Origin of the sequence: Methanoregula sp., assembly GCF_028679125.1 — an archaeon.
In the GTDB taxonomy this organism is placed as follows: domain Archaea; phylum Halobacteriota; class Methanomicrobia; order Methanomicrobiales; family Methanospirillaceae; genus Methanoregula.
This window is the reverse complement of the sequence record NZ_JAJRCG010000011.1, coordinates 15,483-37,918: the sequence shown is the minus strand read 5'-3', so window position 1 is coordinate 37,918 and position 22,436 is coordinate 15,483. Positions and strand designations below refer to the sequence as shown.

Below are 22,436 nucleotides of genomic sequence, written 5' to 3'. Positions count from 1 at the left end.
GGTTATTACACAATGGCATCCGAACAGGGCATGAGCGGTATTGACGTCAGGGCTATGACGTCCGAGTTGCGCGGGAAGCTGCCGCTCTGGATCGACAAGGTCTACCAGTTCGATACGCGGACGCTGGCTATCCGGATCAACGGCGAGAACAAGGCGAGGTACCAGTTCATTGTCGAGGCGGGGAGACGGGCACATTTCGTCCGGGATCTCCCGAACCCCCCGAAAAACCCGCCCCAGTTCGCGATGCTGCTCCGGAAATACATCTCGGGCGGAAAGGTGCTCGCAATCCGCCAGCACAATCTCGAACGCATCCTCATCTTCGATATCGGCAAAGGTGTCCTGACATACCACCTCATCATCGAACTGTTTGATGAAGGGAATCTCATCCTCACCCAGGAGGATTATACCATTATCAAACCGCTCCGCCATCACCGGTTCAAGGACCGGGAGGTCGTTCCGGGCGTACCCTATGTCCTGAGCAGCAGCGATCCGACAGCATCACTGGAGAACCTGTCATCATTTCTCAACGCGGATGACCGCGACCTTGTCAGGGCACTGGCAATCGGCGGTATGCTCGGAGGAATGTACGCGGAATATATCTGCACCGTTGCAGGTATGGACAAGGCAATCCCCGCCCATGACGCAGACCCGGTGAAAATATCCGATGCGCTCAATACCCTGTTCCGGCGCGTTGAGAGCGAACGTTCGCCGTTTATTGATGCAAAACACTGCGAACCGGTCGATCTCCGGGACAGCGCCAGTACTGCTGCCTCACCCTACCAGACATTCTCGGAGGCCCTGGAGGCATTCTACCCGCTGACCAAGGCCGAGAAGAAATCAGGTAAGCGCCCGAAGATTGCCAAGGAAGACCGGATCCGCGTTCACCAGGAAGCTGCGGTTAAAAAATTTGACCGGACTATTGCAGAAGCACAGGCCGTTGTCAATATCATCTATGAAAACTACCAGTTCATTGCCCGGCTCATCACGGCACTTGATACGGCAAGTAAACAACTCTCCTGGCAGGAGATCGAGAAGCACCTGAAGGACGCTGAATCCCCGGACGCGAAAAAGATCATTGCATTCTACCCGGGCGAAGCAGCGGTCGAGGTGGAGATAGGAAAACGCGTCAAGATCTATGTCCACGAGGGGGTCGAGCAGAATGCCGGCCGGTATCACGACGTCATAAAAAAATTCAAGCGGAAGAAAGCCGGCGCCCTTATCGCAATGAAGACCATTGCCGTCAAAAAGAAGTCACAGAAACGTGATTTCGTGCCGATAAAGAAACTCTGGTACCACCGCTTCCGCTGGTTTATCACGAGCGATGGCGTGGTGGTGCTGGGCGGGCGCGATGCATCGCAGAACGAGGAACTGGTCAAGAAGTACATGGCCGGGGGAGACCTCTTCGTCCACGCCGATGTCCACGGTGCCAGCGTTGTACTGGTGAAAGGAAAAACGGAGCGGATGGACGAGGTGGCACAGTTCGCGGCATCCTATTCCGGCGCATGGCGGAGCGGGCACTTCTCCGCAGATGTGTACAGCGCCCTTCCCTCGCAGGTAAGTAAGACGCCGGAATCCGGGGAATTTGTCACCCGGGGTTCGTTCATTGTGCGGGGCGAGCGTACCTATTACCGGAATATCCCGCTCGGGATCGGGATTGGCCTCATGACCGAACCCCATGCAACAGTGATCGGCGGCCCGCCGGAATTGATCCGGGCCAGGACTAAGATCAATGTCGAGATCCGGCCCGGCCAGTTCGAGCCTAACGACGTGGCAAAGAAGATCCTGCGTATCCTAAAAGGAAAACTGTCGGACGATGATGTAAAGGCACTCAAAGGTATCCTGAACACCGATCAGGTGGCTGCATTCACCCCGCCCGGCGGTTCGGATATTATCGGGCACCATGAAGGCTGAATACGGGGAGATGCGGAACGGTTTTGGCGAGATCCGGTTACTCCCGGAGAGTATCGACGATCTCTGGCACCTCCAGCACCTCATCGCGCCGGGCGATCTGGTCTTTGCAACCACATTTCGGAGTGTCGATACCACAAGCGACAAGATCCGGCCGGAGAAGGTGGAGAAGCGGCCGGTCCGGCTCGGGGTCCGGATCGATCGCCATGAATTTTCTGTACACGGGGCACGGCTCCGGCTTACCGGGATCATCGAACACGGCGTTGATACCGGCGCGTTCCATACCATCAGTGTCGAGACCGGGTACGAGATCTCCGTCATAAAACAATGGCGCCCGCTGGAGCGCGAACGGATAGACCGGGCCGTGAAGGCTTCAGTCTACGGGGTGATCCACATCCTCACCATCGAGGAGGGGGAAGCTGAACTCTTCCGGCTCCGCCAGTACGGGCCGGAGAGTGTCATCACCCTTACTGCCGGCAGTGGCAAAGGCGCGGAGACCGAATCGCGCACGGGGTTCTTTGACCAGATCATTGCCACGATTACCGAGATCACCGGCCCGATGATCATTGCCGGCCCCGGGTTCATCAAGGACGATTTTGTCAGATATGCTAAAAACCAGAACTGTCCTCCCGCCGGGCGGGCAGTTATCGTAGAGACCCGACGTATCGGCCGCGGGGCAGTACAGGAAGTTATTGGAAAAGGTGCGCTCGACAAGCTGATCGATGACCTCCAGCTCTCCCGGGAAGTGCAGATGATGGATGAGCTGCTGCTGAGAATATCGAGAAGCGGCGCTGTTGCCTATGGCCGGGTGGAAGTCGGCGATGCCATAGGATACGGGGCCGCGGAGCAGATCCTGATCGCTGATGCTCTCCTGCGTGACCCGGAGATCATGGCGCTGATCGAGAAGGCAGAGGCCATGCGGGCATCGGTGGTTGTTCTCTCCTCATCTTTTGAACCCGGGGAGCGCCTTGTTGCGCTTGGCGGGATTGCGGCACTGCTCCGGTATAAACTTGCCCAGTAATGCCGGTTTCTGATATGCTTCCCTACCGGACAGCAACCGGTGCGGTTCAACCGCGATCTATTCCGGACAAATCCGGAACCTCCGCCAGGGTTCCCCTGCCTGCGGATTGAGGGAGCCCCCTCCTGGTGCCGGTTGGGGGAGGGGGGTATACCGGATACCCCCCTCCCCTGGCAGGAGAAAACCCGGACGATCGCCCGCATCCGTCACCGGTTTCTGACGGCAGATCAATTTGACGGGGCGTATATCTCGTTTCTTTCGGATTATCCGGCCCTTCATTGGGGGGGTATGATCGCGTTTGAAACCAGAGGGGAGGGGGGGTCTCCCGTTCCGGAAAAATAATTGGTGGGGGGGTATGCCGGATACCCCCCTCCTCAAAAGTGGGATGTACGCATTATTGCACACATAATTGTTCACGATTCTCCATGGGCGTTCAGACGAAACGTTCCGTCCGCGGGCCTACCCGGAACTGATAAGGGGGGGTGTCTTTGGGCCGGAGGGGGGGAGGGGTATGCCGGATACCTCCCCCCCATGGGGGTGGGGGGGTCTGATCGGTTTGAAAATAAAATGACTGGGGGGTATGCGTGAGACTCCCCTCCAAAACCCACATCCATCAATAATTGCCAAAAATAAAAGGTGATTGTGTAACATCCACCAAAAGTGCGATAAACCGGAAACAATATTTTCAGTATCGTTCTTGGGGGTTCCGACAAGCCTCAGCCCCTGCCGCTCGGGCATCCCCCGGTTGCGATAGTGCCGTATTACCTGTACCTGTGTGTGCCCCCAATTAAGGTAATGCCGAGGCATCGCTAATAGCGCCCCGTCCCCCTCGGGGACTGGCGGCGCAGAAGAGGGACTGTATTTTTGTGTTCTCTGGAGCGCAAATCTAAAAAAAATCAGAATTGGCTCAATACTAACCATGGGTTAGTGGGGGACTTTACCTAATCACCAAATAAAATTAGGATATTATTGAATTAGTAATCCATTGGAGACTGACGCCAGGACGTTCCCACTGGAATCTACTAACGAAACGGTATATGTTCCGGTATATCCTGAGGGAATGGTAAACATATCCTGAGCCTGTTGGGTGGAGATTGCATAGTAATTGGTTCCGGTAATGGTATTTGAACCACTGGTCAGTTTTATATGTGCCGGGTATGCCAGATTGGTCCCCATAACGATTATTTGAACACCGGATGTTTCTGAACCCCCGGTGGTTATAACGTTGGTAGATACGGACGTTAATGTTACATTGGTGGCGGCAGTGGACGTCGTGGTGGTCGTAGTCGTTGATGATGTTGAAGAACTATTTCCATAGATCGTAAACAGGTTCGCATACGTGTTGGATAGTCCATCTGGATTCGTGACAACAACGTTCCATGACCCTGCCGTTGTTCCGGAGGGAATGGCGAGTTTACAGGTTATCGTGGTTCCCGAAGAGACACTTACACTCGTTGCATTGATGGGAGATTCACCCGATCGTGTAAGGGAGACATTCGCTCCGGATACGAAATTTGTCCCATCAAGATCAGTAATTGATACCGTTGTTCCTGCGGTTCCAATGAAGGGATCAATATCTTTGATCTTGGGTGCTGATGCACTCGATGTCGTTGTCGTTGCGGTTGTCGCCGCAGTAGTTACCTTCGTCGTCGCAGTGGTTGCCACCGTGGTAACAGTCGTGGGCGCACCAATCGTCACATCAGCTACTACTATCGTTGAGACCTTCTCGGTAAACACTTTCTCAAGGTTCGCCCGGCTTATTGTTGTGGTTTTGGAATCCACACGGTATCCCCAGCTTCCATCATTCAGGGGATAAATTGTTGCACGCTCGTACATATCCGTACCACTATTGTAACTGATGATCAACGTGGCTGAATTTACGGTGGACTTGGGATTTTTCACAATGTCGCCTTCGCTATATACTGCAGCGGAGGTCGTTGGGGTAGCAGCGATACTGCTTTGGGCTGCTGAATCACTTGTTGAGCTCTCATCTGAGCACCCGGCAAAAAAGACACCGGCAACAAGGAGGGCAATGATTGCGGGGATTACCCAGGCTGACGTGTTCATAATGAACTGTACGTCATCACCCTATAAAAACCGTTATGACCCTACTGACGTGAGTTTTAATTCTGGTTAATAAAAAATCGAATCGTTTGTCCCGTTCAACAGGAGTACAAAATTAACAGAGTGCAATATCCGTATATAACAGCAAACACGCCACGTGCGCGGGGCGAGCGCATGAAAAAAAAGTTGATTATTCTTCCTTCTTCTCTTCAGTCTTCTCGGGCTTCTTGTAGCTCTCGACAAGGACGATCTCTTCAATGCCCTTCACAAGCTCGAAACCCTCGTGGATGATCCGCCCGCGCCAGAGAAGCCAGCGGCGGTCATAGTTGATGCCCGGCGGCAGCGTGACGGTGGCCTTGCCTGCGTCAAGCGTAATCTCCATATCCCTGCCGGCATAGAGGTGGACAAGTCCCTTGAGCTGGTCGAGAGGATCCGATACCATTTCCTCAACCTTGTACTTGTAGACAAGAGTCTGGCCGGCGAGCGGTGCATTGAAATCAACAATGACCCGGGAGCCGATGACATCGACAACCGTACCTTCGCCCATATCTTCAAGTTTCACGGGCATGCCGCGGACCGGTTTCTCGGTAAACTTGTTCTTCGGGAAGGACTGGAGTTTCTTGGGGTCGCGTTCGCCGAATGCCTTGTCCGGCTGGACGGTGACGGATCCCTCAGAACCTGCCTTCTTGCCGACAAGTTCCTCGTCAAGACCCACAATGACGTGCTTCTGGCCCACACAGATCGTGACCGGGCCATAGAGTGCCTTCGCGCTGTGGATTCCTGCGGTCTTTGCCTCGGCCTCATCGGTGGTGTCAAAAACCCTGTCACTGACGCTTCCTGTATAGCTGAGCCGGATAAAATCTCCTTCTTTGATAACCATGATTCACCTGACTATTAACGTAGGATTTGATGTAAGACCTAAACGGATTGTATGAGAATCGTATTAGGCGGCCTACGGTAATGTACCTGACTATATTAAGTCGTAACCAAGACAGATAAACGTGTGGCACAACTATGCTTGAAATCGAACTGAAAGTGAGGGTTTCATCCCTTGACACGATACGGGAAAACCTCAAGGCGAAGAATGCGCAGTTCAAGGGACGGGTGCACGAGCATGACATTTACTATAATGCTCCCCACCGGGATTTCGCAATCACCGATGAGGCGGTGCGGGTCCGGTATACCGACGACCACGCGGTCGTAACCTACAAGGGTCCCAAGATAAAGAAGTTCGGCCTCAAAGCCCGTGAGGAACTGAATTTTGCCGTTGAATCCGGTACCGCGTTTGAGACCATGCTCGTCCGTCTCGGGTTTACCCGCACCACGGAGGTCAACAAGTGGCGGGAGAATTACCGGATGGATTCCGCAGTTATCTCGCTTGATTCCGTGGACGAACTCGGGACATTTGCAGAGATCGAGGTTATCGCAGACAACGAGGACGATAACCCTACGACCATGATCGAGAAAATTGCCAAAGAGATCGGGGCGGACGGCGAACCAATCCTCGCATCCTATCTCGAGTTGCTGCTGTCAGGGCGATCAGCAGAGTAACCCGAATCCTTTTTTTCCTGATCTCATGAGCCGGATTGCTCTCCGCTCAGTTTTCAGGTTCGTAAAAGAGATTATTGCAGGGGCGGGTCTGTTCCCGCCACCTGCATTGAACTGTATCTGTCTGAACAGTCTGCGTATTACAGCCTGTCCAAACAGTCTGTTTATACAGTCTGTCTAAACAGTCAGCAGCTCAATCTTGATGTCACGTGCTTCAGTTCCGAAGTGGATCATCGCACAGTTGCCGTCCATTGCCGGGCCGGGGTTAACGATCTTAACGCCGTCAACATCCATGATGCCCCTGGCTTCATGGATATGGGCACAGCACACGAGATCGAAATCCTTCATGTGCTTCCGGATGCTCTGGCTTCCCACGTGTTCCCCGGCAGGTTTGTCAAGGGTCTCGTAGGGAGGTGCATGGCAGAGGAGGACGTTGTGAACCGTCTTCTCCATCTTTTTCATCGCGCTGTTCAACACGTCATCTATCTGCTTGTCGGTCAGCTCGAACGGTGTGTTGAACGGGGTCGGATTCGACCCGCCAACACCAACAATGGTCATCTTGCCAAGGTTGATCGAAGAGCCGTGCATGTTCACGGCGTCCGAGTGTTCGAGCGTCTCGAGGATCTCACGCGGGTCACAGTTGCCTGGGACTGCAAAGCATGGCACGTCGATACGTGCGAGCACATCTTCGACAGAGTCAACAGGACCCATGTTGGTGATATCGCCTGCAATAAATACCGCTTCTGGACTCAACTCCAGAAATGAATCAATTTTACCGAATTGACCATGGAGATCTGCTATCAATAGCACATCTTTCATGGTATATCATTTGAAGGATGTCGTAAAAACCTTATCTCCAGATCATTCCACGAACCAGTCAGGTTTCCCCGCAAGGCCAGTTCTCCGCAGGTTTTTTCGGTCTCGGTCAGGAGTGGACGCGCGTTTGTTCCGGCGAGAGGCGTCCCGGGCAGGGGGATGAACCGGTGGACATGTACCTTGCCGAACCGTGCAACCCACCGGATGAGATCGAGCGTTGCCCGCTGGTCTTCGTCGGTCTCGAACGGGAAGCCGACGATAAAATCCACAATGGGGGTGAGGGCATATTCTTTGCATAATTCAACGCCATGGATCACATCTGCCGTTGTATGCCCGCGATGTAATTGCCGGAGAATGTCATCGCTGCCGGACTGGGCGCCGAAATGGAGTTTGGTATTGGCGCAGTAACGGTTGATGAGATCAAGCGATTCCCCGCAGATAAATTCCGGTCGCACCTCGCTTGGGAAGGTGCCGAAAAAAATCTGGTGTGGGCATCGCTTCAGGAGCTGTTCAACCCGGTCGAAACGGGGATGGATGCCATCCGATCCATAGGCGAGCGCATTGGGAGTGACAAAACGGGACTGCTCGTGCCGTTCCGCGTACCGGGCGATTGCATCGATGGAGCGGTGCCGCATGCCGTGCCCGAAGATCCGGGGGGTCTGGCAGTACCCGCACGAGAACGGGCAGCCCCGGGAGATCTCGATATATCCCTTGTGCTCGGAAAAGGCGGGATAGGCATCCAGCCGCACGGACGTATCTGCGGGCTCATAGAAATCACCGGTCATCACCCCGGGGATCCTGCCCTTCCCGCCATTCCGGATGTCCGCGAGGAGCCGGGGAAGCGTGAACTCTCCTTCCCCGACAACAACATAATCCGCATAGGCCGCTACTTCACGGGGGCAGGCCGATGCATGCGGGCCGCCTACAATCGTACGACAATCGGCCCCAGCGATCTCATCACGATACCGTAACGCGCTGATCGATGTGAGGCTGTAACAGGTCACGTCACGGTCAGGACCTTTGGCAGGATTCAGGGTAAATCCTTCCCGTTCGCATGCAGCGTACAGCACGGCAAAGGAGTTCCGCGCCGCATGGATCTGCCTCCAGTTTACCTGCATGATACGTAATGATCGGGTTGTGACTTAAAAAAAGAGGGTTGCCGGAAGTGCATTCACTGGCGGGTACGGTAGGGGCTCTCAACATCATTGGTCTTGAGAGTCTGGCCATTATCGAACGTGATGTAGACTACAACGCGATCCGTCTGTTTTGTCCCTTCCAGATCTGCCTCATCACCCTTGTTCGTCCCGATCGTTACCGTTTTTGTCTGGCCATCGGCACGATAGATAGTTGCCTCGATCTTCTTGACATGAATCTGCCCGGTGCCCCCCTGGAAGATCACCGGAACAGCGCCAAGGTAATCTTTCTCGCCGACATCAACGGTCACCACATTCTGCGAAGGGATCGCATCGGTGGGTGAAGTGACAAGTGTGCTTCCCGATGCGGTCGAACCGGAAGATCCCGTGGATGCGGATGTGCCTGGTGTGCTCTGGGTGCCGGAACACCCGGCAAAACAGAGTGCTGCACAGAGGATGACAATCACCGTTATCGTGAGTCTGGACTGCATACCAGAAGATGCGACACCCGGTTATTTGTTTTTTATGATCCCGCAGGTTATCCGCAAAAGAATACAGGAAATCAAAATAATTATGAACCGCTTAGTTCGCCGTTATATTCCATGCTGCCGTCATCCCCGTCAACAGAAACCAGGACTGCATCCTTTAACTGTAACAACGGTACGCTGATCCGGTCGATCATCGGTATTTTGCCGATGATGGCTCCGGTGGCTATGATCGCTTCTGCTTCGGTATTGATGATCGCGGCAGGGGCATGGCCGTTCCGGCTCAGGGCATACAGGACATACGAACCTACTGTTGATCCCTTCCCGTACGGGAATGCCATCACTTTTCCTGCCATACTGACGCCTTTCAGGGGATGTCCTTTCTCGACAATAACACCCGTCTCCGGGTCAACGCCCGAGAGAAATGAGATGGGCACCGGGCTGACGAGCAGGGGGCCGGAACCTTTTCCGCGGGATATACTTCTGCCACTGATATGCAAAATCACACCACATAAATGGTTGAAGATGAAGATATAAGATGGATATGGAAGAGACTGCTGTCAACAACTCTGCATCTTCATCTTCCGGTGAACTCAAGATACAGATCCAGCTCAACGAACTGGAAGCTTCCCTTCTCGATCTGAAGGTAAAAGTTGACGAACTCCAGAAGGAGAACAGCCAGCTGAAGCGCGAGAACAACCAGCTCAAGCGCATGCCGCTTTTTGTTGCCGTGGTTGTCGATATCCTTCCCAATGGCGAGATTTACCTCCGCCAGCAGGGAAACAACCAGGAATACCTGACCAATGCATCCGAGGAGCTCCGCCCGCTTTTAAAACCGGGCGCAAAGGTCGCGGTCAACAACGCGCTCTCGATCGTCAAGGTCATCGGCAATATCTACGATTCCCGCGTCCGTGTCATGGAACTCGAGGAGTCCCCCGAGATCTCCTATGCCCAGATCGGTGGTCTCTCCGATGAGATCAAGGAAGTGCGCGAAGCCGTTGAGTACCCGCTCACCCGCCCGGAGATCTTCCGCCGCATTGGCGTCGAGCCTCCCAAGGGCATCCTCCTGTTCGGTGCACCGGGTACCGGCAAGACCCTGATCGCCAAGGCCGTGGCCCATGAAGCAAAAGCAACCTTCATCCGCATGTCGGGCAGCGAGCTTGTCCACAAGTTCATCGGGGAAGGCGCAGGTCTCGTCCGGGAACTGTTCCAGCTTGCCCGCGAACGCGCCCCGGCCATAGTCTTCATCGATGAGATCGATGCGGTGGGCAGCATGCGCACCAATGACGGGACGAGCGGAAGCGCAGAAGTCCAGCGCACCCTGATGCAGCTCCTTGCCGAGATGGACGGCTTTGACAACCGCGGCGACGTGCGGATCATGGCTGCCACCAACCGTGCCGACATGCTCGACCCGGCGCTCCTGCGCCCCGGCCGGTTCGACCGGCTGATCGAGATCCCGGTCCCGGACAAGGATGCCCGGCTCCAGATCCTGAAGATCCACTCGCGGAACATGAAACTGGGCACGGTCGATCTCAAAGAGATCGCACTCATCACCGAGAAAGCCACCGGCGCAGAACTCGAAGCCATATGCCGCGAAGCAGGCATGATGGCAGTACGCCGGGATGCCGATGAGATCTCCATGATCGACTATACCGCTGCCGTGCACAAGGTAAAGAACGACGCTGTTGCCGATACCCGTATGTACATCTGAGCCCTGTTCGATGCGCCCAGTACCTGACAACCGGAGACGGGAATGAACATTCTCCTGATCCAGCGCGATGGAATCGATCTCCACCACACCCTTTTCTCATCAGAAACCAGTCGTCTGGCATTGAGGTTTTATCACCCGAAAAAGAAACCCTGCGGGGTCTATATCTCCTGCGCGGCACTCAGCAGCGCACTCTCCCTGGTAAAGGAACTCCGCTGGTATATCCGGCGGTACGTGCGCGAACCCCTGTTCGAGTGGGAACACGGGATCTACTTTACCCACCAGCTGGCACAGGATGTCTACTTTGAGCGGACCGCGGTGCTCTGGCCCGGCTGGCATTTCCGCAAGCTCTATGCGTTCCGCGACGGGAAACTTATCAGTTCCGTCCCCATGACCCCGGGCTCCACGATTGATGAATACCACCAGGAATATATCGGGGCGGACAGGACACTGGAGATCTGGTGCGCGGAAGATGAAGTTGAGGAAGGAGAACTGATGGACGTACAGGATGAGGGAAGCAGCAATCCGTCACCGTGAAGGGGCGTGTCCGTTCCTGTCGGTTCATTAAAAAAAGGTACCGGGTTAATCCGGCGATCAGAAGGCCGGTTCCCGGTGCAGGAGCCAGCTGAGAGCAAAGCATCCCACGATAAGAACAAGGACCGGAAGGCCCTCGACGGCCCGGAGAAATACCGGGTAATCATGGATAGTTTTTGTTAAGGTCATTCGTATTTTCTCCCTTTACGTTGCAGTAACAGGATATTTCTTTGGCAGAATCCTGCAGGGTATATCCATTACTGTCGTACCACCACCATCGGTCTGTCAGGATATATATTCGTAAAACGGGGCAGGGTGATTACCAATACACCGGAGGAGATTCCTGCAACCCCGGGGTTACATGATTACCCGGGAAAGAAACCGGATGATTCGAATTTAAATATCATACGCAAGCACACTGAACCTAGGTATTTGCAAAGGGCGTATTTCTGGCAGGCATGCCGGCTGCACTGTATCCTATCAAAACCAGGTATCATGAACTCCCTCATACACCGGATATTGCCAATACTGCGGTCTCACAAGGAGATCATCGCGTTATTCATTCTGACCAGTGCGTTCTTTTATCCGGTAATTATTCACTACGATCAGATGCTCTACCCCCCGGGGGATGTATCGGGAAATGACATCACCGGAATGTGGTCATTCTATCGTTCGTTTTTTGGGGCAACGGTCCAGAATACCGGCAACATTCCGCTCTGGAATCCGTACACCTTTTCCGGGACCCCGTTCATAGGAAATCCCCAGGCCCAGTTATTCTGCCCTTTTGTCTGGCCGTTCATAGCGGTAAATTCCAGCCTCCTTTTTGGCTGGTTGTGTATCCTTGAGATATTCCTGATCGGGGTTTTCTCGTTTTTATTCGCCCGTTCCCTTTGCCTGAGCAAATTTGCATCTTTTTTCTCTGCCGTGGTGTTCATGTTCAGCGGGACAATTATCCTGCGAATCTACGCGGGTCATCTTCCCATCCTTGATACACTGGTCTGGTTCCCCCTGGTACTGCTGTTCTTTGAGCGTTCTTTTACGCATAACCGGATCGTCCATGCGATCCTTGCCGGCATCGCCATGGCTTTGATGGTCTTCAGCGGCCATTTCCAGGTTGCGCTCTACGGTATTTTTATCTGTCTTGTCTACCTTTTCGCCCGGACATTTCTCTTTCCTACCCTCCCGACATTCCGGGAAAAACTGCGCCATATTGCCATCATGGTGCTCATACCGGTCCTTCTCTGTGCGCTGCTCTCGGCAGTCCTGGTTCTTCCGGTAGAGGAATATTCACAATGGTCCAACCGGGCCGGGGATGTCAGTTACCGGTTCTCCACAGAATTTTCCCTGCCGGTTGAGAATCTGATCACCCTGGTTCTCCCGGATATCCACGGAAATCCCCTGGGACCCGTCACCCAGATCCATGTCAATCCCCCTGTTGAGTATTGGGAATTTGCATGGTATATGGGCATCCTGCCATTATTCCTGCTGGTTATAGCAGCGTTTTTCCAGAGAAAACGCCATGTCGGGTTGTTGTTATTCCTGGCGCTCTTTGCCCTGTTATTTTCCCTGGGAGCAAACTTCCCGCTCTATAAGATTTTTTTTGATTATATCCCCGGATTTTCCATGTTCCGGGTTCCCGCACGCATGTTGTTTGTCTGTACATTTTTCCTGGCGATCCTTGCGGGTTTTGGCATTGATGCACTGCTTGACGACAGGAAATCTGAAAAGCGCCGGTTTATATCGATCTTTGGTACACGATCCCTGAACCTGGCATGCATTGTTATTGCAGCAGTATCAGGGATTATCCTCCTGCTGTCATCGTTAACCGGTATCCTGGCACGGGACTACTACCTGCTCTCTGTTTTTGGCTGGACTGCATTTGTCACACTATTCTGTATTGCACCCGTAGTGCTGAACAGCAGTACACCCTCGGTGTCACGGAAGGATCTTGTAAAGATCCTGCTCATCGGCATGCTTATTCTCGATCTCTTTTTCTTCGGTATGCGGTTTATCGATACAAAGTCACCTCAGGAAGTGTTCAGGAACCCGGAATATATCCCGGTGATAGCCAATGAAACTGATACCTATTACCGGGTGTATGATGAAACCGAATACCTAAACCAGTACCAGTATGTAGCATACCAGAACAACCTGCACCTCATCAGCGGGTATGATCCAACGTATCTCAGGGAGTACCAGGCGTATTTCATCCGGTCACAGCAGGAGGACTATTCCGGGTATTACCTGTGGATGCAGGGCGCGGTTATCAGCGATTTTGATATTTTACGATCCCTGAATGTCAGGTACATCATCACCACCAGGAACTATGCAGATGATTTTGCGGTCAGTGGTCTTGAGTGCGTATATTACAACAATTCCGTACGGGTATACCGGCTCAATGTCACAGCGCCCCGGGCGTACGTAATCCCATCATTGGAGTTTACCAATACAACACCGGTATCCCTGCAACCAGCCCGGATCGAACAGTACACCCCGAATGCCATCAGGGTGAATGTTACCACCGAAGAACCCGGCTATCTCGTACTCAGTGAAATCTATTACCCGGGCTGGTCCGTGCAGGATAACGGTAAGACATCCACAGTTGAGCGGTACAATGGAATATTCCGCGCTGTCTATCTCGATCCCGGGACACACCGGGTCTTGTTTACCTATTTTCCCAAAAGTCTGACGTTATGATCGCATTCTGGATCCCAGTCCCGATCGCGGTATAGTCCGGCAATGGAATTAAAAAAAGACTTGTGAGAGGTTATGCAAACATCGCGCCTTCGACATCGGCCGGCCCGCGGTTGAAGTCAAGGTCCACCTTTTCGATGGCGGCAATAAAGTCCTCATCGAGAATGGCCGGCCGTTCCTTGCGGATGGCAAACATCCCGGCTTCCATGCAGATGGCCCGGAGGTCGGCACCGTTCTTTCCGTCGGTCATCTTTGCCACCCTGACAAGATCGACATCGTCATCCATAGTGAGCGTCCGGCAGTGCACCTTGAGGATGGAGAGACGCCCGACTTCGTCAGGCAGGGGTATCTCGATGATCCGGTCGAACCGGCCGGGCCGGAGGAGTGCCTTGTCAAGGATATCGATCCGGTTCGTGGCGCCGATGATCTTCACATCCCCCCGGTTGTCGAAGCCGTCCATGCCGGCCAGCAGCTGCATGAGCGTGCGCTGGACTTCCCGGTCACCAGAGGTATTTGCCTCGGTCCGGCTCGCGCCGACCGCATCGATCTCGTCGATGAAGATGATGGTCGGGGCTTTCTTCTTCGCCAGGTCAAACAGCTCACGGACGAGCCGCGCTCCTTCGCCGATATATTTCTGGACCAGTTCCGATCCCACGACCCGCATGAAATGGGCATTGGTCTCGTGTGCCACGGCCTTGGCAAGCAGGGTCTTGCCCGTGCCGGGCGGGCCGTGGAGAAGAACGCCCTTTGGCGGATCGATCCCGATATTCCGGAACAGTTCCGGCCTCTTGAGCGGCAGTTCCACTGCCTCCTTGATCTCATTGATCTGCTTCTCAAGGCCCCCGATGTCAGCGTAGTTCTCCTGCGGGGAGTCCACGAGTTCCATGCCGTACACCTGCGAATCAAACGAATTTGGCAGGAGTTCGACAATGGCAAGCGACTGCTGGTTCAGCGTGCACCGCGCTCCCGGCTTGAGATCCTCCGGATTGATGGACGGGGAACTCCGGACAAGGAACCGGGGCCCGGCGCTGCTGCGCACGATCACCCGCGTTGTATCAACCACATCGGTTACCGTGCCGATGATGAGCGGGGGGCTGCGCAGCTGCTCGCTCTCGCTTTTGAGTTTCCTCACTTCCCGCTCGTACCGGATCTTCTGGGTCTCGATGTACCGCTTGTCCGCCTCAACCTGGCGGAGCTGCTCGCGGAGTTCGAGATTGCGGGATTCCAGGTTGCCGACACGCTCCATCATCTGGACTTCGAGATCGTGCTTGTCGGTCTCGATCTGGGCGAGCTGCTCGCGGAGCTGTTCGGACAGGGTCCGGTACAGCCGGTACAGCTCTTCAGGCGTCTGAGGTTCAGGGGACTGGTGGAGGGTGTCGGACATCGCGGTTCTCAACTAGTAATATTGAGAAAGAGCATATAAAGTGTTTGTGACGAGGCAACCGTGAGAATCGCGACCGGGTCAGGTTTGGCCTGCCGCAGTCAGTGAGCATTTATAGTCTGAAAGCAACCTTCTTGTGAGATTATGCAGTGTGAAATGTGCGGTGAAACCATTCGCGGCCCACCCAAACTTATCCGGGTTGAGGGGGCCGAGCTGCAGGTTTGCAGCAAGTGCGGGAAGTTCGGCACCGAGGTCCAGCAGGTCCGGCGCACGGACCTTGTCCGCCCGTCTGTTCCCCGGCAGGGCAGTGCAAAGGCCCCGGTTGCGGTCTCGTCCGCGTACCGGAAGAGAGATATGTTTGATTATATCGAAGGCGATGTTGTCGATAATTACCATGAACTGATCCGGCAGGCCCGGATGGAGAAGGGGCTCTCTCAGAAGGATCTCGCCATGCAGATGAAGGAGAAGGAACACCTCATCCAGAAGATCGAGAACCACGACCTGATCCCCGAAGAGAGCGTCCGGAAAAAACTGGAGAAGGTGCTCGGCATCCGGCTGCTCGATACACCGGAGACGGACGTGGAGAAGAAAGTTCCCGGATCCCTTGCCCCCACGCTCGGCGACCTGACCGTCATCAGGAAAGCAAAGAAATAATCGTATCTTTTTTTATAGAAGAATCAATGACCGGCCCCGTTCATCTGATTCGCGGAGCCGCCGACTGACAGGTTCAAACAAGAATCTTCCTGACAATCCCCATTAACTGCCACCATCAATAAAAAAGCAATAAAAATTACTTCTTTGCAGCGTCGGAAGGATCTACCTCGGCAGCAAAGATCAGCGGGTCCTGTTTGGTTTCAGGCTTGCTCTTCCGGTTCCTTCCGTATCCTGCCGAGGAGTTGATCATACTCTGCTCACCGCACCGCTGCTCCATTTTCATGGTCCCGTCGTTCTGCATGATGCACACCATCTGAGGCTCGGCCGGGGCAACCGGTGCATCCTGCGGGCGTGCACCCCGGGAACGAAGGATGGTGCTGGTACCCGCAGAAACCGCAATGGGGACAGCGGGGTCCGCAAAGTCCCGATCGCTGTATTCTCCCCCCGCCGGGGGCATCTTCATCATGACTGCCTTGAGATCGAGCATCTCATCGAGCAGTGCCTTGACCAGTACATCCATCTGACGGCACGTTTTTTCCAGTGCCACAATCCGGTCTTCCGATATACCGGTTCCTGAAATTTCCATAATCGTAATCAGTATCTCCTGGAGATCGTATCTGCTCCCGGGAAATTTGCACTATTTACCTGATAGTGCAGTTATAACACTATTGGTGATCGCTGACGTATTAAAGAGAGGTGTCTCCTGAATAAGGCGGCATCACTGCACCTGTACAGGACAGGGCAATCTGAACGATCATACCGGGGGACAACGGGCCCTTAGAAGAAAACCAACTTCATCGGAGCGTGAACATGGCCTCTATACAGACACCGGAAATATCCCTCTTACCGAGATGACCGCCACCAGGGGGTACTCTGCCAGACCGGGAGATTTCCGAAATCCGAATTCCCGGCTCCCCTTGTGATCATCCCTTCTTTCCGTATCAACTGCCGTATTGACAAACTATTTGACAGGAAGCAACGCTATTACGCATACCGGATAGTGAAATTCAGACCAATGAAGGACGAGCGACCATCATGAATTTCAACAATTTTACCATCAAATCACAGGAAGCCGTACAGAAAGCAACGGAGATTGCAGCGGCTAAAGAAAACCAGGCGATCGAGACTGCGCATATACTCAGGGGGATGCTCCAGGTTGACGAGAACGTCATTCCCTATCTTCTCAAAAAACTGCATGTGAACCTCGATCGTTTCACTCCGTCACTCGATGGGATCATCGATGCCTATCCCAAAGTCAGCGGGGGAGGAAACCAGTACCTCTCCAACGATGCCACGAAGGCCCTGCAGAAAGCCGCGGCACTTGCCCAGGAGTTCAAGGACGAATTTGTTTCCATAGAGCATCTCCTCCTGGGAATACTTTCGGTCAACGACAACACTTCACGGCTGCTGAAGGAGAACGGGGTTTCGGAAAAAGAACTGAAGACTGCCATCAGCCAGCTGCGGAAAGGTTCAACGGTGAACAACCAGGACGCGGAAGAGAGTTATAATGCCCTGAACCGGTTTGCCCGTAACCTGAACGATCTTGCCCGTACCGGGAAACTCGATCCGGTCATCGGCCGTGACGAAGAGATCCGAAGGGTTTTGCAGATTCTTTCAAGGAGAACAAAGAACAACCCGATCCTCATCGGGGAACCGGGCGTGGGAAAGACCGCCATTGCCGAAGGTCTCGCCCACCGGATCATTGATGGGGATGTACCGGATAACCTGAAGACCAAGCAGATCTTTTCCCTTGATATGGGAGCCCTGATCGCCGGGGCCAAGTTCAATGGTGAATTCGAGGAACGGTTAAAGAGCGTGATCAAGGAAGTGATTGGTGCTGAAGGGGAGATCGTCCTGTTCATCGATGAGATCCATACCCTGGTCGGGGCCGGAGCAAGTGAGGGCGCCATGGACGCGGCCAATATCCTCAAGCCTGCGCTTTCACGCGGGGAACTGCATGTCATTGGCGCTACGACCTTAAAGGAATACCAGAAATATTTCGAGAAGGACAAAGCGCTCGAACGGCGTTTCCAGCCGGTGATGGTCAATGAACCGGACACACTCGATGCCATCTCCATCCTCCGGGGTATCAAGGAAAAATACGAGACCCATCACCATGTACGGATCAAGGATGAAGCGATCATCGCCGCTGTTGAACTTTCACAGCGGTATATCTCCGACCGGTTCCTTCCCGACAAGGCAATCGACCTGATCGATGAGGCTGCATCAAAACTCCGGCTCGAGATCAACTCGAAACCGGAAGAACTGGAGATCATTGAACGAAAGATCCGGCAGCTGGAGATTGAACGGGAAGCCATCAAACGTGAGAAGGACCAGGCAAAACTCAAAGGCCTCAATGAAGAGATCGGGAACCTGACCGAGGAACGAAACCGCCTGACGGCCAAGTGGCAGTCGGAGAAAGATCTTGTCGACCAGATCCAGGTGCGTAAAGCGGAGATCGAGAACCTGAAATTCGAAGCCGAAAGTGCTGAACGCAAAGGGGATCTCGGGAAAGTAGCAGAGATCCGCTATGGCCGTATCCCCACCGCCGAAAAGACCATTGAGGAACTCAAGGGAAAACTGACCGTGCTGCAGAAGGATTCGGCGATGGTGAACGAGGAGGTGGATGCCGAGGAGATCGCCGAAGTGGTCTCGCGCTGGACCGGCATTCCCGTATCCCGGATGCTGCAGAGCGAGAAACAAAAACTGCTGGGCCTTGAAGCCGAACTCCACAAGCGCGTTGTTGGCCAGGATGAAGCCATCGGGGCGGTTGCCGATGCCATCCGGAGGAGCCGGGCCGGGCTGCAGGACACAAAACGCCCGATCGGGTCGTTCATCTTCCTCGGGACTACGGGCGTCGGTAAGACGGAACTGGCAAAAGCCCTTGCAGAGATCCTCTTCAACAACGAGAACAGCATGGTGCGGATCGATATGTCGGAGTACCAGGAGCGGCATACCGTCTCGCGGCTGGTAGGGGCGCCCCCGGGCTACGTGGGCTATGAAGAGAGCGGGCAGCTGACCGAAGCGGTCCGGAGAAAGCCCTATTCCGTGGTATTGCTGGATGAGATCGAGAAAGCCCACCCGGATGTGTTCAATATCCTGTTGCAGGTCCTTGACGATGGGCGCCTGACCGACAACAAGGGCCGCACCGTGGATTTCAAGAATACCATCATCATCATGACATCGAACATCGGGTCTCATATTATCCAGGAAAACCTTGAGACGGTCACGGACAAAAACCGGGATGAGGTCTTCGACCGCACCCGTGAAGAAGTGTTCGAGCTGCTCAAAAAGACAATCCGTCCCGAATTCCTCAACCGGATCGATGAGATCATCATGTTCCAGCCGCTCACCCGGGATGAGATCCGGAAGGTTGTCGAACTCCAGGTGGGAGTTGTCCAGAAGATGCTCGCAAAGAGCGATATCCGGATCCGGGCAACAGAGAAGGCCATAGGGTTCATCGCCACCCTGGGCTTTGACCCGCAGTTCGGTGCACGGCCGATAAAGCGGGTGATCCAGAAGAACCTGCTGAATGAATTGTCAAAGATGATCCTTGACGGAACGGTGAACAAAGAGAAAGAGATCGTGGTTGATGAGAACAAAGGGAAACTGCTGTTCACGAATACCTGATCCGGCAGGGATGATACACTCTTTCGCTGCAAATCCCGCAATTGCATTGGCCGACTGGTGGGTCCGGGTGTGAGGGACGGGGGCCTGATGGCGCCATGACCGGCCTTACAGTTTTTAAAAACCGTCATCTGGACTTCATGGGGATAATGTCACAAAAATTGGAAACAGCAATAAAGGTTATCTGGACAGCCCCCGTTTATGAAGCACCAGAGATTTTTAAAGACTCGCACGCCATGGTTGGTTTTCACGCGATGTCGTCTCTGCCCGGATGTGTCGTTCACCATGAGGATGGTACGCACAACTCCGCGAACGGATCCAATCCCCAGGATTGATCAGAGAACCCGGATGAATGAAGCCTGAGATCAGGAAAACGAATGCCTGGATTTTCCCGGCCGTTTGTGTCCCGGGTAACAACATGCAAAAACCCGGATATCCCGCATGGAGGACCGGGCATGACGATTTCAACTACATCGTGCCGGACAACAGGGAATCCGGCAGGGTAATGAGGAGAGATTCACATGGATTTCAATACACAACTCTTTCGAGCGTTAAAAACAGGAAGTGTGGTTCTTGGCCCGGTAATGACCGAGAAATGTATCAAAGAGGGCACAGCCCGGATGATCGTTGTTGCGGGAAATTGTCCGTCAACCATCAAAACAAAAATCACCAAAAACAAGAATGCGTTCATTCACACCTTTGAAGGTTCCAGCATGGCACTCGGGAATGTATGCAGGAAACCGTTTTCCGTGAGCACGCTGGCAATCATCAACCCCGGCGAATCAGATATCCTGTCCTTTATGCGGACATGACCTGATCCGGATAAACGTTTTTCTTACAGTTTTACGCGCCGGTATCACAGGTTCTGGTCCATTTCGGGAGAGCACCTGTCAGCCCGGCATACCTGAAAAGATTGGCATTATTCTCTTCCGCGTTGATGACAGGATCATCCTGCTGTCCAAAAAAGATCGGGAATCTGATGGCATCACGATCGGAATAAAAACCGGGATCAGAGAATGATCTCGATATCCAGTTTTTCTGCCAGTTCCTTGTACCGGTTCCTGATGGTGACCTCGGTCACACCGGCAACTTCCGCCACTTCGCGCTGGGTACGCCGCTCCCCGCCCAGGACCGAGGCAATGTAGATCGCTGCTGCCGCGACACCGGTCGGGCCCCTGCCACTCGTCAGTTCACGCTCGGCGGCCTGACGGAGGATCTCAATGGTCCGGCTCTGGACCTCACCTTTGAGGGTAAGGCCCGAGCAGAACCGGGGCACATAATCCAGCGGGGATGTAGGCTGGAGCCGTAAGCCAAGTTCACGGGAGACGAACCGGTAGGTCCTGCCAATCTCTTTTCTTGAGACCCGGGAGACTTCTGCTATCTCATCAAGAGTACGAGGCACGCTGCATTGCCGGCAGGCGGCATAGAGTGCCGCTGCTGCCACGCCTTCGATGCTCCGCCCGCGGATCAGGTTCTTGTCGACTGCATCGCGATAGACCCTGGCAGAGCTTTCGCGGATGTTCCGCGGCAGGCCCAGTGCAGAAGCCATGCGATCCAGTTCCGAGAGTGCGAACGCAAGGTTCCGCTCGGTCGCGTTGCTGACACGGATCCGGCGCTGCCACTTGCGGAGACGGAAGAGCTGGGCCCGGTTCTTGGAAGAGATCGACCTGCCATATGAATCCTTGTTGCGCCAGTCGATCATGGTAGAGAGACCCTTGTCATGGATGGTGAGGGTCATCGGTGCACCGGTACGGGCCCGTTTCATCCGCTGGTCGGCATCAAACGCGCGCCATTCGGGACCCCGGTCGATGAACTCGTCATCAATCACGAGCCCGCAACTCTGGCAGACCAGTTCTGCCCGCTCACGGTCGTGAACAAGCACGCGGCTGCCACACTCCGGGCAGGTAGTTTCGGTCTGGCTTTCCGCTTTCTTCTCCTGCTCTTTCTGTATTGTCCGGGATCTGAACGATTCACGCTGAGACTGGAGGACTTTCAGTTTTTCAATTTCCTGCATTCACATTTCCCTTGCTGATGATCTGGTTGTCTTGTTTTTCTGCTCCATGATGCCGGGATATCCGCGGGATGTTATTACGGTATATCCATTCACTGCATATTCATCGGAGTCTGCGTTCATCGCTCTGTTTCTGGATTCGCATGAAATTTTCATTCCGGGGGCATTCGTGCGGGTTCACCCCGTTCGCCGGAATCCACTTTCCTTCCCGTGGGTTGAACCGGGCCGGGCATGACATCTCTTTTACTGCCGGTCCATTGAGGCCCGGTACCATCCGGATTTTGATGTACTCACAATCCCTGCAAAAATGATAATTTCCCATCTGCTGTCCCCAGTCTGAAAGAATTCATCAGACTTGATGTGGACTCTTGTCAGGGCAAGGTTATATGTCTTGGCATGATGCTATATGCCGAAAGAACGGTAATGTGAGCCACCCGCATAGCAAAATCACGGCGTAAACACTATTTTTAAACCGTTTCCGGGAAAATAATGGTTTTTTGCTCTGCCAGAATTATCTGAGCCTTTCCATGATGCATTGGTTTTACTTCGCGGCAACGCCAGTACCAGTTGATGCGGGTAATCTCCCCAACGATTTCCCTCCGGCGAGGAGACCGCGCGAACCGAAGCAGGGAGAACCCGCAGTCTGAATGGATGCCCCTGTAAAATATCATGCAGCCAAGGACAGGCCGGCGTTGATCGAAAGACGTTCCACCACGGATACGGAATGACCGATAGATTGCATCAGAACAGGTAGTGGGGCGAACAGGAGCGCAGTATAAAAAAACCCGGGGAAAACCTGGAAAACCCGGGCGACCGCGCAGAAAAATCCGCGATCTTCACGGACCCCTGCCCGCC

Annotated in this window: 20 protein-coding genes; 9 read left to right on the top strand and 11 right to left on the bottom strand. The window is 54.0% G+C overall.

Features of this window, described 5'->3' with window-relative positions:
- Positions 1-12 precede the first annotated feature (12 nt).
- Complete coding sequence (gene rqcH, locus LUQ43_RS08775; protein ID WP_299966397.1) at positions 13-1,911, top strand: ribosome rescue protein RqcH; 1,899 nt, start codon at positions 13-15, stop codon at positions 1,909-1,911.
- A complete protein-coding gene (locus tag LUQ43_RS08770; RefSeq protein ID WP_299966395.1) occupies positions 1,901-2,929 on the top strand; it encodes an mRNA surveillance protein pelota in 1,029 nt (342 codons plus the stop codon). The genes rqcH and LUQ43_RS08770 overlap by 11 nt, the downstream gene beginning before the upstream one ends.
- A gap of 963 nt (positions 2,930-3,892) precedes the next feature.
- Here LUQ43_RS08770 and LUQ43_RS08765 read toward each other — a convergent pair.
- Both LUQ43_RS08765 and LUQ43_RS08760 read right to left on the bottom strand, forming a co-directional pair.
- Entirely contained in the window at positions 3,893-4,993 is a 1,101-nt protein-coding gene (locus tag LUQ43_RS08765; protein ID WP_299966393.1) for a hypothetical protein, read from the bottom strand.
- A gap of 187 nt (positions 4,994-5,180) precedes the next feature.
- Positions 5,181-5,870 carry a peptidylprolyl isomerase gene (locus LUQ43_RS08760; protein ID WP_299966391.1) on the bottom strand — a complete coding sequence of 230 codons (690 nt, stop codon included), beginning with the start codon at positions 5,868-5,870 and terminating at the stop codon, positions 5,181-5,183.
- Positions 5,871-6,004: 134 nt separating this feature from the next.
- Here LUQ43_RS08760 and cyaB point away from each other — a divergent pair, with 134 nt between their 5' ends.
- Positions 6,005-6,541 (top strand): class IV adenylate cyclase, encoded by a 537-nt coding sequence (gene cyaB / locus LUQ43_RS08755; protein WP_299966389.1) that lies wholly within the window; start codon positions 6,005-6,007, stop codon positions 6,539-6,541.
- A 174-nt stretch (positions 6,542-6,715) separates the two neighbouring features.
- On the opposite strand, the gene LUQ43_RS08750 is transcribed toward cyaB, so the two are convergent.
- From LUQ43_RS08750 to LUQ43_RS08735, 4 genes are all read right to left on the bottom strand, one after another.
- The gene (locus LUQ43_RS08750) at positions 6,716-7,357 is read right to left on the bottom strand and encodes a metallophosphoesterase (protein ID WP_299966387.1); all 642 of its coding nucleotides are present in this window, start codon (positions 7,355-7,357) and stop codon (positions 6,716-6,718) included.
- Positions 7,354-8,472: a TIGR04013 family B12-binding domain/radical SAM domain-containing protein gene (locus LUQ43_RS08745; RefSeq protein ID WP_299966386.1), complete on the bottom strand. Its 1,119-nt coding sequence runs from the start codon at positions 8,470-8,472 to the stop codon at positions 7,354-7,356. Before LUQ43_RS08745 ends, LUQ43_RS08750 begins: the two co-directional genes overlap by 4 nt.
- A gap of 53 nt (positions 8,473-8,525) precedes the next feature.
- A complete protein-coding gene (locus LUQ43_RS08740) occupies positions 8,526-8,978 on the bottom strand; it encodes a hypothetical protein (RefSeq protein ID WP_299966385.1) in 453 nt (150 codons plus the stop codon).
- Positions 8,979-9,058: 80 nt separating this feature from the next.
- Positions 9,059-9,472 carry a DUF126 domain-containing protein gene (locus tag LUQ43_RS08735; protein ID WP_299966384.1) on the bottom strand — a complete coding sequence of 138 codons (414 nt, stop codon included), beginning with the start codon at positions 9,470-9,472 and terminating at the stop codon, positions 9,059-9,061.
- Positions 9,473-9,516: 44 nt separating this feature from the next.
- Here LUQ43_RS08735 and LUQ43_RS08730 point away from each other — a divergent pair, with 44 nt between their 5' ends.
- Both LUQ43_RS08730 and LUQ43_RS08725 read left to right on the top strand, forming a co-directional pair.
- A complete protein-coding gene (locus LUQ43_RS08730) occupies positions 9,517-10,683 on the top strand; it encodes a proteasome-activating nucleotidase (RefSeq protein ID WP_299966469.1) in 1,167 nt (388 codons plus the stop codon).
- 42 nt (positions 10,684-10,725) lie between these two features.
- The gene (locus LUQ43_RS08725; RefSeq protein ID WP_299966383.1) at positions 10,726-11,217 is read left to right on the top strand and encodes a DUF5804 family protein; all 492 of its coding nucleotides are present in this window, start codon (positions 10,726-10,728) and stop codon (positions 11,215-11,217) included.
- A 57-nt stretch (positions 11,218-11,274) separates the two neighbouring features.
- On the opposite strand, the gene LUQ43_RS08720 is transcribed toward LUQ43_RS08725, so the two are convergent.
- Both LUQ43_RS08720 and LUQ43_RS08715 read right to left on the bottom strand, forming a co-directional pair.
- Entirely contained in the window at positions 11,275-11,403 is a 129-nt protein-coding gene (locus LUQ43_RS08720; protein ID WP_299966382.1) for a hypothetical protein, read from the bottom strand.
- Positions 11,404-11,879: 476 nt separating this feature from the next.
- On the bottom strand, positions 11,880-12,149 hold the full coding sequence (locus LUQ43_RS08715; RefSeq protein WP_299966473.1) for a hypothetical protein: 270 nt from the start codon (positions 12,147-12,149) through the stop codon (positions 11,880-11,882).
- Here LUQ43_RS08715 and LUQ43_RS08710 point away from each other — a divergent pair.
- Complete coding sequence (locus LUQ43_RS08710) at positions 12,148-13,911, top strand: YfhO family protein (protein ID WP_363318509.1); 1,764 nt, start codon at positions 12,148-12,150, stop codon at positions 13,909-13,911. The genes LUQ43_RS08715 and LUQ43_RS08710 overlap by 2 nt on opposite strands.
- Positions 13,912-13,981: 70 nt before the next feature.
- On the opposite strand, the gene LUQ43_RS08705 is transcribed toward LUQ43_RS08710, so the two are convergent.
- Positions 13,982-15,157, bottom strand: a complete 1,176-nt coding sequence (locus LUQ43_RS08705; RefSeq protein WP_299966464.1) for a proteasome-activating nucleotidase — start codon at positions 15,155-15,157, stop codon at positions 13,982-13,984.
- 276 nt (positions 15,158-15,433) lie between these two features.
- Between LUQ43_RS08705 and LUQ43_RS08700 the strand changes: the two genes are divergently transcribed.
- A complete protein-coding gene (locus tag LUQ43_RS08700) occupies positions 15,434-15,943 on the top strand; it encodes a multiprotein bridging factor aMBF1 (protein WP_299966381.1) in 510 nt (169 codons plus the stop codon).
- A 136-nt stretch (positions 15,944-16,079) separates the two neighbouring features.
- Here the strand turns inward: LUQ43_RS08700 and LUQ43_RS08695 are convergent, their stop codons facing one another.
- Positions 16,080-16,529, bottom strand: coding sequence for a hypothetical protein (locus LUQ43_RS08695; protein ID WP_299966380.1), 450 nt, complete (start codon positions 16,527-16,529; stop codon positions 16,080-16,082).
- A gap of 449 nt (positions 16,530-16,978) precedes the next feature.
- Here LUQ43_RS08695 and clpB point away from each other — a divergent pair, with 449 nt between their 5' ends.
- Entirely contained in the window at positions 16,979-19,573 is a 2,595-nt protein-coding gene (clpB, locus tag LUQ43_RS08690; RefSeq protein WP_299966379.1) for an ATP-dependent chaperone ClpB, read from the top strand.
- A 518-nt stretch (positions 19,574-20,091) separates the two neighbouring features.
- Positions 20,092-20,382, top strand: a complete 291-nt coding sequence (locus tag LUQ43_RS08685; protein WP_299966378.1) for a 50S ribosomal protein L30e — start codon at positions 20,092-20,094, stop codon at positions 20,380-20,382.
- A 197-nt stretch (positions 20,383-20,579) separates the two neighbouring features.
- On the opposite strand, the gene LUQ43_RS08680 is transcribed toward LUQ43_RS08685, so the two are convergent.
- The gene (locus tag LUQ43_RS08680) at positions 20,580-21,584 is read right to left on the bottom strand and encodes a transcription initiation factor IIB (RefSeq protein WP_299966377.1); all 1,005 of its coding nucleotides are present in this window, start codon (positions 21,582-21,584) and stop codon (positions 20,580-20,582) included.
- Positions 21,585-22,436 lie beyond the last annotated feature (852 nt).